The organism is Clostridium folliculivorans, from assembly GCF_024341905.1.
Classification (GTDB): domain Bacteria; phylum Bacillota; class Clostridia; order Clostridiales; family Clostridiaceae; genus Clostridium_AR; species Clostridium_AR folliculivorans.
Window position 1 is genome coordinate 250,312 of record NZ_BQXY01000001.1, and the last position, 11,830, is coordinate 262,141.

Annotated in this window: 10 protein-coding genes; 6 read left to right on the forward strand and 4 right to left on the reverse strand. The window is 30.8% G+C overall.

Annotation, left to right across the window (positions count from 1 at the left end):
* Positions 1-11: 11 nt before the first annotated feature.
* Together OCU55_RS01185 and OCU55_RS01190 are read left to right on the forward strand one after the other, a co-directional pair.
* The gene (locus tag OCU55_RS01185) at positions 12-392 is read left to right on the forward strand and encodes a RidA family protein (protein ID WP_261850492.1); all 381 of its coding nucleotides are present in this window, start codon (positions 12-14) and stop codon (positions 390-392) included.
* A 9-nt stretch (positions 393-401) separates the two neighbouring features.
* Positions 402-1,358: an RluA family pseudouridine synthase gene (locus OCU55_RS01190; protein ID WP_261850493.1), complete on the forward strand. Its 957-nt coding sequence runs from the start codon at positions 402-404 to the stop codon at positions 1,356-1,358.
* Between the two features lie 55 nt (positions 1,359-1,413).
* On the opposite strand, the gene OCU55_RS01195 is transcribed toward OCU55_RS01190, so the two are convergent.
* The gene (locus tag OCU55_RS01195) at positions 1,414-2,715 is read right to left on the reverse strand and encodes a D-alanyl-D-alanine carboxypeptidase family protein (RefSeq protein WP_261850494.1); all 1,302 of its coding nucleotides are present in this window, start codon (positions 2,713-2,715) and stop codon (positions 1,414-1,416) included.
* 148 nt (positions 2,716-2,863) lie between these two features.
* Here OCU55_RS01195 and OCU55_RS01200 point away from each other — a divergent pair, with 148 nt between their 5' ends.
* Positions 2,864-3,532, forward strand: a complete 669-nt coding sequence (locus tag OCU55_RS01200) for a ComEA family DNA-binding protein (protein WP_261850495.1) — start codon at positions 2,864-2,866, stop codon at positions 3,530-3,532.
* A 242-nt stretch (positions 3,533-3,774) separates the two neighbouring features.
* Positions 3,775-3,978, forward strand: coding sequence for a DUF350 domain-containing protein (locus OCU55_RS01205; RefSeq protein ID WP_371876579.1), 204 nt, complete (start codon positions 3,775-3,777; stop codon positions 3,976-3,978).
* A gap of 171 nt (positions 3,979-4,149) precedes the next feature.
* Here OCU55_RS01205 and pgmB read toward each other — a convergent pair whose 3' ends face one another.
* Entirely contained in the window at positions 4,150-4,794 is a 645-nt protein-coding gene (gene pgmB, locus OCU55_RS01210; protein ID WP_261850496.1) for a beta-phosphoglucomutase, read from the reverse strand.
* A gap of 460 nt (positions 4,795-5,254) precedes the next feature.
* On the opposite strand from pgmB, the gene OCU55_RS01215 reads away from it, so the two are divergent.
* Positions 5,255-6,256, forward strand: a complete 1,002-nt coding sequence (locus OCU55_RS01215; protein WP_261850497.1) for a LacI family DNA-binding transcriptional regulator — start codon at positions 5,255-5,257, stop codon at positions 6,254-6,256.
* Positions 6,257-6,627: 371 nt separating this feature from the next.
* On the opposite strand, the gene glgP is transcribed toward OCU55_RS01215, so the two are convergent.
* Positions 6,628-8,247, reverse strand: coding sequence for an alpha-glucan family phosphorylase (glgP, locus tag OCU55_RS01220; RefSeq protein WP_261850498.1), 1,620 nt, complete (start codon positions 8,245-8,247; stop codon positions 6,628-6,630).
* Positions 8,248-8,269: 22 nt separating this feature from the next.
* Entirely contained in the window at positions 8,270-10,564 is a 2,295-nt protein-coding gene (locus tag OCU55_RS01225; RefSeq protein ID WP_261850499.1) for a family 65 glycosyl hydrolase domain-containing protein, read from the reverse strand.
* A gap of 724 nt (positions 10,565-11,288) precedes the next feature.
* Here OCU55_RS01225 and OCU55_RS01230 point away from each other — a divergent pair.
* Positions 11,289-11,780, forward strand: coding sequence for a hypothetical protein (locus tag OCU55_RS01230; protein ID WP_261850500.1), 492 nt, complete (start codon positions 11,289-11,291; stop codon positions 11,778-11,780).
* The last annotated feature ends 50 nt before the right edge of the window (positions 11,781-11,830 follow it).

The following is an 11,830-nucleotide window of genomic DNA, read 5'->3' on the forward strand; positions in this document are numbered from 1 at the left end:
GAGGATCAGAAATGAAAAATATAATTTCTACAGAAAACGCGCCAAAAGCAATAGGACCATATAGTCAAGGGATAAGTATAGAAAAGCTTGTTTTTACATCAGGACAAATACCACTTGATCCAGCTACCGGTGAGCTTATTACCGAAATTAAAGCAGCGACTAAAAGATCAATGCTAAATGTCAAAGCAATACTAGAGCAGGCAGGAAGCTCTCTAGATAATATAATAAAAGCAACAATTTTTTTGAAAAATATCGATGACTTTAATTCAGTTAATGAAGTTTACGGAGAATTTTTCAAAGAAAATCCTCCAGCAAGAAGCTGTGTTGAGGTTAGCAGATTACCTAAAGATGCCGTTATAGAGATAGAGGTTATAGCTTTTAAAAATAGATAGGAGAACTATATGAGCTACATAAGAGAAGTAGTTCCCAAAGAATATGAGGGAAGAAAAATAAGAGATTTTCTTAAAGAAAAGTTAGGATTATCTACTAGACTTGTAAGAGGAGCAGCTATTGACGGAAGAATTAAAGCAAATAATATAGTTGTTAAAATGAACTACGTATTGAAATTCAATGATAACATAGAGGTTAATGTTTCGAAAAATGAAAGTCAGAATATAGAACCAGAAAAAATGAATTTAAAGATAGTATATGAAGACGAAGATATTATAGTAATAAACAAAGATCCTTTTATGGTAGTTCATCCAACAAAAAGTCATCAGTCTGGTACTTTAGCAAATGGTGTAATAAATTATTTTAATGAAACTAATCAAAATTGTATAGTTAGATTAGTAAGTAGATTGGACATGAATACTTCTGGATTGATAATAATAGCAAAAAATCAATATGCTCATATGGCTTTATCAAAACAAAATGCAATGGATAAAGATAAAGAAGGAAATATAAAAGGACATAGCAGGGATACTATAGAAATTGAAAAGAGATATATTGCTGTAGTACATGGAAATCTAGAATCTACAGAAGGAACTCTAGATCTTCCGATACATAGACCAGGGCCAGAGTCTATAAAAAGAATTGTTGATGAGCAAGGACAAAGAAGCATAACTCATTATAAGGTAATAGAAAGGCTAAATGGAGCTGATGTAGTAGAGTGTAGTCTTGAGACTGGTAGAACTCATCAAATAAGAGTGCATTTAAGTCATATTGGGCATCCGATTTTCGGTGATACCTTATACGGTAGTGAAGATGATGAGGAATATATAAAAAGGCAGGCATTACATGCATATAGATTAGATTTTCAAAGTCCAAGAAGTAAAAAGTCCTTATCCCTTAGGGCTGATCTACCAGAAGATATGAAGAAACTTATTGATAGTATGAGTATTAAAGATAATGATAAATAGAAATACCACCTTGTGTTTTTACAAGGTGGTATTTTATATATAATTTACATTTTCATTATTGAGCTATATTATTGTATTTCTGTCTTATTGTGGATTGCTTTTTCTTAAAGTTTAAATATTTTCTTAAGGTTATAAAAAATATAGAAACAACAGCTATCGAAAGTGCTAATACAAAAGGTTTTATATTTTTATAAGCAGTAGATGAGGGTAGAAGTCCTTTATATTCTCGGTCTATGTTTGAAGCTAGTTTTAAACCACATAGATCTTTTCCTTTTACAGTAACAGTAGAATCTAAAATCTCATCGCCTTGCTTAAAAGAAGCTTTTTCTAAATTAGCATTTTTTACCTGTAGCTTAGGTGCTAGATAGGTTTTTATATCTGCTTCTGAAATATTTGGCTTATAATCGTTTTTGTTTACTAAATAATAAACGTCTTTTGTGGCTACAAGCGGTATATTAAGAGATTTAGTTACATTGTAGTTTGCAACTTCATCACCTTTACTGTAAAGCTTTATAGGTTCATAATTATTGAACCCATAATCAAATAACTTTATTGCATCTGGAAAATAATTTTGCTTACTTTGAGAGTATAGCATTGATACGATTAATACGTGTCCATCTTTTTCAGCAGCACCTGTAAATGTATGCTTTGATAAAGTAGTATACCCAGTTTTTCCAGCTAATGCATATTTATATTCAAAATGAGAGTTCTTCCTAATAAGTTCATCCTTTGTAGATACCCACTTCTCATTTCCATCTAAATTACTTGGTGGAAATTTATAAACTTGAGTTCTGCATATCTTGACAAAAGTAGGGTTCTTTATAGCTTCTTTAAGCATTAATGATAAATCATGAGCAGTGGTTAAGTGTCCAGGCTCGTATAAACCACTAGGATTAACAAAATTTGTATTAGTTGCTCCTAAGGCTTTTGCTCTTTCATTCATCATTTTAACGAAGTTATCCATGGACCCACCTACATGTTCTGCTAGAGCTTCTGCACAATCATTAGCAGATTCAAGTAGCAATCCATGTAAAAGATCATTAACTGTGTATATTTCGCCTTCTTTTAATCCTATGGAAGTTCCTTCAGCTGTAGGTGGTACTTTGCTTATGGTAACCTTATCATCTAGTTTTGCTTTTTCTAATGTAAGAAGTGCAGTCATCACCTTTGTGGTAGAAGCCGGCGCCATAGGTTTATTTTCATTTTTTCCATATATAATTTCACCAGTATTTACATCCATCAATACTGCAGCTTCAGACTCTACGTCTGGTGGTGTGGTAGCTGCCTTTGCATTTATGTTTCCTGACATGAGCAGGCATAACGAAAATATAGTAAAAAAACTAAATATCTTTTTCATATGTGTCCCCCATATATGTATTTAACAAACATTAGTATATCAAATATATACAAATTCTGCTATATATTTTTGATTATATGTCAATAATTATAAAAGTATCGTCAATAAAGATATGTTGTTACTATTTTAGAGCAGAGGTGATAATTCAATGAAGAAAAAGGAAAAACTTGTTGGATCACTGATTATATTTGTGGTCTTAATTATATTTTTAACTATAGGATATTTTAACACAACCAAAAGGAATTTAACACAGAAAGATATGGAAGATATGTTTGTTGAAGTTAATAAGAGCGATGCTAAACAAACTAGTGTAGATAAATCAGATAAAAAGGAAGTAAATAATACAAGTAGTACAAATAATAAAAAAGTCATAGTAGAAATAAAAGGCGAAGTAAAAAAACCAGATGTATATTACTTAGATGAAGGGAGCATAGTTAAAGATCTCATTCAGCAAGCTGGAGGACTAACTGAAAAGGCTGATATAACACCGGTAAATCAAGCGAAAAAACTTGTTAATAATGAGTGTATTATTATAAATAATAAGGATCAAATAAATGCTAATGTAGTAAGTAAAAACATAAATAAAGAGGTTAGTGTTTCAGCTGGTGCAGATGAGTCTAACAGTATAATTAATATTAATACTGCTTCAAAGGAGGAATTAGACAAGATTCCAGGAATAGGTGCTGTTACTGCTGAAAAAATTATAGAATACAGAGAGAAGAATAGCGGATTTAAAAATATTGAAGATATAAAGAAAGTAGATAGAATAGGAGATAAGATGTTTGAAAAGATAAAAGATAGAATATCAGTTAATTAGAGAAAAGTTATAGATTTCGGATTAAGCTAGTAAATATTTAAACTTAGTAAAGTTACAAAAAGCTATATTATGGATGCACCACTACATATTAAAATTTATATTTTTAAATTCTCTCACTAGAACCCGTGAGAGTTTAAAAAATAGATTTATGTTTTAACTTGTACATCTTTATATAAAAATCTTTACTATAGCATCCTATTATATGGTAAAATATTAGTAGTATATATTAAGGAGGGGTTATTGTGGAGGTTTTGGCCAATCTTGGATTAAGTTTATTATTTGGACTATTGGGAATAGTTATTATGGGAATAGGTTATTTAGTATTTGACAAGTTGATACCTGCAGATTTTAATAAGGAATTAGAAAATAAAAATACTGCAGTAGCTATAGTTATTGCTGGAATGTTAATAGGTGTAGCGATAATAGTATCTAAGGTAATAGCATAAAAATAGAGGAAACATTTAAGTCTAAATATTAAACATTTGTGGGTTGTAACAAATGTTAATAGAGCTTATTAATGTTTCCTCTTTATTTCTATATAAGAAAATATAAAGTTTTCAGGCTAGTTAAGCCTAAATACTTCAATAGTCTTAGAATCTGATTATAGCTATAATCTATTAAAATTCTAATATAGTTAAATCAGCATCTTTAAGATTAGGAACAACCTTTGTAGCTTTTCCTAAGGTTTCAACGGAACCAATGCCTATAGATCTCATACCAGCTCTTATAGCAGCTTCTATGCCTGCTTCAGCATCTTCGAAAACAACACAATCTTTAGGATCTAAATCTAATTCCTTTGCAGCTAGTAAAAATACTTCAGGATCAGGTTTAGCTTCAGAAACCTTGTTTCCATCGATTATAGCATCAAAGTATTTTGTTAATTCTAGATTGTCCAATATCATCATAGAATTCTTTGAAGCAGAGCCTAAAGAAACCTTTATACCTTCACATCTTATTGTTTGTAAGAAGGTTTCAACTCCAGGCAAAATTTCATTTTTATTCATTCTAGATATGTATTCTACATACCATTCATTCTTTTTTGCAGCTAAAGCTAATTTCTGATCTTCACTTAAGGTAACATTACCTATAGAAAGAAGAATTTCTAAGGAAGCCATTCTGCTAACACCTTTTAATCTTTCGTTATCTTTTTCAGTGAAGTCAAATCCTAATTCATTAGCTAGTCTTTTCCAAGCCAAATAGTGGTATTTAGCAGTGTCAACTATTACTCCATCTAAATCAAAAATACAACCTTTTACGTGCATAAATAATTACCCCCATAACATTTAAACGTTTTACCTAATTATAAAATATCATAATACATTTTTCTATCTTTATTGATGTATTAGTATAAAGATTAGAAAAGTATATAAAAAACTTTATAAAACTTTGTATTTATTATAGAGAAAAAAATATAGGATTTAGTTTTATTTGTGCAATCGGTTGAAATATAAAAATAGCGTTTAAAATTATAAGTCTAAAATTGTATTTTAACGTGAACAATTCTCGCTTTTTATCGTTATTGGTAGTATAATTGATAGTATGCTCTTATATTTCATCATAAATTGATATGAAATATAAGATTATTACTTTGAATTGAAATTTTAATATCTTGATAGTGAGTATTTAATCGATTACTTACCAATAAATAGAGTAATGAGATTGACGGTTTTTATAAGATATATAGGTGTAAAGAGTGGAATTTTTATTAGGGGGTATATTATAGTGAATGTAACAATAAAGGATGTAGCAAGAGAGGCAAACGTTTCACCATCAACTGTTTCAAGAGTTCTGGCTGGAAATCCTAGAATAAGTGATGAGACTAAAGAGAAAGTAATGGAAACAGTTAAGAGGCTTAATTATCATCCTAATGTGATAGCAAGAAGCTTAGCAAATAATGTTACCAAAATTTTAGGACTTATATTACCAAGTGGAGAAGAAGATTTATTTAGAAACCCTTTCTTCATTCAAGTTATGACAGGAATAAGTATATATGCTCAAAAGATGGGGTATTCAATAGTTTATACATTTAGCAAGAATGAAGAAGAAGAAATAGCTTTTTTATCTAACTATATAAATAGTAAAATGGTCGATGGTATGTTATTACTTACTACAAGAACAGAAGATAAGTGCGTAGAGTACTTAAACGAAAGACAATTCCCTTTTGTAATAGTAGGTAGACCAGAAATTTCAGCAGATATATTATGGGTAGATAATGATAATAGAAGAGCCATGTATGATGTTACCAAAAGCCTTATTGATAAAGGCCATGATGATATAGCCTTTATTGGAGGGCCTTCTGAGAGGACCATGTCTAAGGATAGACTTAGTGGTTATAAAGATGCCTTAGTAGAAGCTAACATTAGTATTGATGAAAAATTAATTCTTCAGATGGATGACTTTATTGAGACTGAGGGGTATGAGGCTTGTTCTTCTATACTTGAGTATAGAAAGCCTAGTGCAATAGTGACTACAGATGATTTGTTAGCTTTTGGTGTTTCGAAGAAGCTTAAGGAAGAAAAAATAAAGGATGTATGGCTTGTAGGTTTCAACAATATACCTTTATCAGAATATCAAAATCCACCATTATCAACAGTAGATATCAATGCTAAGAAGTTAGGGTATTACGCTACAAAACTGTTAATTGATAGACTACAGCAGAAGGAACAAGAACTAGATCATTATATTATAGAAACTAAGTTTATCGAAAGAGAATCAACTAAATAGGTTTAACAGGGATAAAAAATTATATATCTTAATTTACAGTAAAAACTCACTGAAACGATTTTTTCAGTGAGTTTTTTACGCATTTGAATTTTCGGATGAATATGAGGGAACTTACAGGGAATAAGTTCTATCTTATACTGATTGGCCTAGGAATCAATTCAAGTCAATTGAAATTATTAGATTGACCGTAATAAAAAGATTATAATTTCTTATACAAAAACAAAGGGAGTGCCAAAGAGCACTCCCTAATATTGTGTTAATGATATAATAAACATTAAGTTAGATGATATTATAGATTTCAAGACTTTACAACATTAATAATTCTTAATTAATTGAAATTATTAATGTTGTAGGGTTGTAAGTCTTTTATATTATTTTTTTATATACATTAAGTTATAGTATTCATCAAGCATTCTCTTAACTGCAAATTGTTCTCTGCAGCTTACGATAGAAGCCTTCATCATTTGAAGCCATTTTTCTCTATTTTCATAGTAAGTAGGGATGACTTCAGTTAGAAGAACACTGTATAATGCTTTCAAATCATGAGCATCAAGTTCTTCAAGGGTTTCAAAATCACTAACTCCCTTGCCATCACCAAACTGCCAGCCGTTTACTCCATGATCACAAGCTTCTGGCCACCATCCATCAAGGATAGAGAAGTTAAGTACACCATTCATAGCAGCTTTCATGCCTGAAGTTCCTGAAGCTTCTAGAGGTCTTCTTGGGTTGTTAAGCCATACATCAGAACCTCTTGTAAGAGCTTTTCCTATAGTCATATCATAATTTTCTAAGAATACAACTGAATTTGGATACTTCTTAGTCATTTCAACTATAGTAGCAACTATTTTCTTTCCATTATCATCTAGAGGGTGAGCCTTTCCAGAGAATACTATTTGAAGTTTACCTTCTTTTAATAATGGTTCTATAACTTCAGGATCAGTAAATATTAGATTGCTTCTCTTATAAGGAGCGGCTCTTCTTGAGAAACCTACAAGTAGTTTGTCAGCATCTAATGTAACACCAGTTCTATCATTTACAAACTTTATAAGATCTCTCTTGTTTTTCATATGAGTTTCCCAAAGGTCGCCTTCACCATCAGCAGCAGCAAGCATAGCTGAGTCTACCCAAGTTGGAGTGTGAATAGCATTTGTTATTCCTATGATTTCAGGTCTTTCACTTACACCTTCCCACATTTTGTTTGCAGTTTCCATATGAAGTTGTGCTACACCATTAGCTATTCTTGACATTTTTAGAGCACCTACAGTCATGTTGAATGGAGCTCCACCAAGACTTACAAGTTGTTCTACAGTTAAACCATTGTTAGCACCCATATACATTAATATATCAAGTGTATGAGATTCGTTACCTTCAACTATTGGAGTGTGAGTTGTGAATACAACTTCTTCTCTTGTTGCTTTTAAAGCTTCGTTGAAAGTAAGACCATCTTCCATCTTTTCTCTTAGAAGTTCAAAGCCTGCAAATAGGGCATGACCTTCATTGAAATGATAAACTTCAGCTTCATAACCTAAAGCTCTTAGAACTCTAACTCCACCAATACCAAGAACCATTTCTTGAGCTATTCTTTCTTCACCAAACCAACCATAAAGTTGGCCTGTTATCCATGTATCTGCATTTTCAGGGATATCAGTATCTAGAAGATAAAGTGGGCATACGCCAAATTCAACAACCTTCCATACTTTTATAGTAACATCTCTTTGTCTTATCTTTACTTTAACTTTTATACCTGTATCTTCAAGGCAATTGTATTCTTGATTTGTGTAGCTATCATATGGCTGACCTTCTTCATTTATTCTTTGATCAGTATAACCTTGCTTCCATTTTATGCCTAGACCAACCATAGGGAAGTCATGATCCTTTACACCTTTCATGTAATCACCAGCTAGGATACCAAGACCTCCAGCATAAGTTTTAATTGATGCATCAAGACCATATTCCATACAAAAATATGCAACATTAGGTAATTTACTCATAAATAATCCTCCCATCTATACTTTAAACAGTTACTGTTGAACCATTTAATTCATATTCTTTATCAAAAACTTTTATAGTTACATTTGAACCCTTTTCGTGATTGATGATAACATTATCTTTATTTACAGTAATGTTTAATAGGTTACCCCTAAACATTATTTTAAATGAATATTCATTCCAAACTTCAGGAATAAATGGTGAGAAGTGAAGCATATCATCTTTAACCTTCATTCCACCGAAACCATATACTATAGACATCCAAGTACCTGCCATACTTGTTATATGAAGTCCATCATCAGTGTCATTGTTGTAGTTATCTAAATCAAGTCTAGAAGTTCTTAAATACATTTCATAAGTCTTATCGTAATCTCCGATTTCGGCAGCTAGTATAGAGTGTACACATGGAGATAAAGATGATTCATGTACAGTTCTTGGCTCATAGAAAGCAAAGTTCTTTTTCTTTGTTTCTAAGTCATATCTATCGTTTAAGAAGAATATCCCTTGAAGTACATCAGCTTGTTTAATAAAGCAGCTTCTAAGAATTCTATCCCATGACCACTTTTGGTTTAATGGAAGATTTGATGGATCTAAATCTTTCACTAAGATTTGTTCCTTATCCATGTAGTTATCTTGTTGCGCAAAAACACCTAGCTCTTCAATCATTGGGTAGTACATCTTTTCAGATACTTCTTTCATTTTAGCAAGTTCACAGTCAGTTATTCCAAGCTTTTCAACAAGTGTTTTAAGTTCAGCTGGGTATTGTTCCTTTAAGAAATCATAAGTTTCTAAAGCATAGCCTATGTTCCAAGCTGCCATCGTATTTGTGTACCAGTTGTTATTAACATTATTTTCATATTCATTTGGACCAGTAACACCAAGAATCATATACTTGTCCTTTTGAGGAACATAATTAGATCTTGAAACCCAGAATCTAGCTGTCTCAACGATTACGTCAAAACCATATTCAGCAAGGTATTTTTTATCACCAGTGTATCTTACATAGTTGAAGATTCCGTAAGTGATAGCAGCATTTCTATGAATTTCTTCAAAGGTTATTTCCCATTCATTATGACATTCTTCACCTGTCATAGTTACCATTGGGTAAAGTGCTCCTTTAAGTCCGAGTTTAGCTGCATTTTCTTTAGCTTTATCTAATTGATTGTATCTATATATAAGCAGTTGTCTTGCAATTTTTTCATCAGCAGTACTTAGGTAGAATGGTATACAGTAAGCTTCAGTATCCCAGTAAGTACTTCCACCATATTTTTCACCAGTAAATCCTTTAGGACCTATATTTAATCTTGAATCTTCACCGGTATAAGTTGCAGTCATGTGGAAGATATTAAATCTAATACCTTGTTGAGCTGCCACATCTCCATTTATTACTATATCACTCTCATTCCAGTGATTATGCCACTCTTCACTGTGATCAGTCAAAAGCTTTTCAAAACCAGAAGTTTTAGCTCTTTCAACAGCGTCGTAAGCTTTAGCTATAACAATCTCTTCTTCGTAGTATCTGTTGCTTGTAACACCTATATATTTAAATAATGTTGCAGTACTATTTTTATTAACATTAACAGAAACAGTATTTTCAACATATTTACTTCTTTCAGAAACTTCAGGAGTTACTGAAACTTTTGCATTATCTACGAAAACTTCATAAGACATTGCAGCGGTTACATAATAATTTGTTTTCTTAGTCTGCATTGTGACATCGCCATAGAAGGCATCTGATTTTTGTGATATTTCATTCCAAAATACTTCATCGTAGTTTGAATCTTCATTTACTATATTTCCATCAAGATATGGAGTGAATTCTATATTTCCTTCATAATTTAAAGGAGTAACAGAGTAGGAAATTGCCCCAACTTCTTTATCTTTTAAGCTTATGAATCTCTTTACTTCTATCTTTGTTTCCTTGCAGTCATTAGAAACAGCAACAAAACTTCTTTCAAGAACACCATCTCTCATGTTAAGAGTTCTGTAAAAGTCTTTGATATCTCTTAATTTAGCAATATCTAATGTTTCACCGTTTAACTTTACTCTTATACCTATATAATTTACTGAGTTTAAAACCTTTGCAAAGTATTCAGGATATCCATTTTTCCACCAGCCAACTCTAGTTTTATCTGGATAATATACGCCTGCAATATAACTACCTTGAAGAGAATCACCTGAGAAATCTTCTTCGAAATTTCCCCTCATACCCATGTAGCCGTTTCCTAAACTCATAAAACTTTCGTAGATTCTATTTTCTTCTGGATGAAATCCTTGTTCGATTATTTTCCACTGATCATGCAAAATATAATTTCTCATATTAATCCCCCATCTAAAATTTATTGAAGATATATCAATTCAATTAGGAAAATACCTTTAAATAGCTCGTTATTAATGAAAAAAGAACCTAAAGATATATATTTCCGTGAAGTAATATATTTTAAAATACATGCAAGCGATTGCACAAAATATTAAAAAAATATAAACAATGAATATGTTTACAGTTATAATATATCATTTTATATTTACATAATCAATACATGAGTTATAAAATATTTTCTATTGTAATAATTTCTAAATAGAACACAAAAATTATGTGATTTTATTAAAAACGTTGTAAGATTATGAAAATAGCCAATGTTGAAATTAAGTGGTCAGCAATCCGATTCTTTAATATCTAATATTTTTTACAGTTTGATACCTTTAGAATATTATTTCGTATATTATTGTATATAGACATACTACTTCATATTAAAATCTATCAAAATAATGCTTCGTAGGTTCATCGAAAGCATTATTTTGAATCCAAGGATTGAAGTAGTATGTCTGTTCATAGAAATAGATATCCCATTTCCGTAATTCAAAAATATGCTAAAAATAATTTTAATTATTAATGGTATTTTACTTGATAAATAGATTTAATTTGGAACTGGTTTATTAGTTCAGCGGAATAGATAATCCAGTTCCATCTAAATAAAACTAAGCGACATTCCTGTTATCTATAGTTGAATTTACTAATGATGCTGATTGAGGAGGAGAATATTTGAATAAGAAGAATTTAGCTTTCATTATTATTATGTTTTTAATTATAGGATTTGTTTTTCACAACAATGCCAACGGTGTTTATAAAATTAATAAAGATAAAATAAGTGATATTAGATATATCTATGAAATACAGAAAAATAAAATGGCTGAATTTAATGTAACTAGTAGTGTTAATAAAGACGATATAAATAATATTGTTGACTCTTTAAATAAAGGAGTATTAAAGCCTGATAAAGAGAATGTTGGAAGATATACTAAAGAGCATATAGAAATATTGGTCTTAGGAGATAGACATCTGGGAGTGTATAAGCAGAAGGATGGTAGATTTACGGTTATGTATTCAGCAAATCCAGGGTCTAATGATGAAAGAGACGAGATGCAGATGACTATAGAATCAGATGTTTTAAAAAGATATTTTATCAAATTTAAAGAAGCTTCTAAGAACTTAAAATCTGAGACTTGGGATATAAATGGAGAAAATTTAGATTAATTAGTTTAATAGATATTTAAAGCCTCTCATTATTTAGATGAGAGGCTTTA

Excerpts from the sequence above, each read along its gene's own strand:
- OCU55_RS01190 (WP_261850493.1), top strand. The coding sequence starts at position 402 with ATGAGCTACATAAGAGAAGTAGTTCCCAAAGAATATGAGGGAAGAAAA.
- glgP (WP_261850498.1), bottom strand. The coding sequence starts at position 8,247 with ATGAGTAAATTACCTAATGTTGCATATTTTTGTATGGAATATGGTCTT.
- OCU55_RS01185 (WP_261850492.1), top strand. The coding sequence starts at position 12 with ATGAAAAATATAATTTCTACAGAAAACGCGCCAAAAGCAATAGGACCA.
- OCU55_RS01225 (WP_261850499.1), bottom strand. The coding sequence starts at position 10,564 with ATGAGAAATTATATTTTGCATGATCAGTGGAAAATAATCGAACAAGGA.
- OCU55_RS01200 (WP_261850495.1), top strand. The coding sequence starts at position 2,864 with ATGAAGAAAAAGGAAAAACTTGTTGGATCACTGATTATATTTGTGGTC.
- pgmB (WP_261850496.1), bottom strand. The coding sequence starts at position 4,794 with ATGCACGTAAAAGGTTGTATTTTTGATTTAGATGGAGTAATAGTTGAC.
- OCU55_RS01195 (WP_261850494.1), bottom strand. The coding sequence starts at position 2,715 with ATGAAAAAGATATTTAGTTTTTTTACTATATTTTCGTTATGCCTGCTC.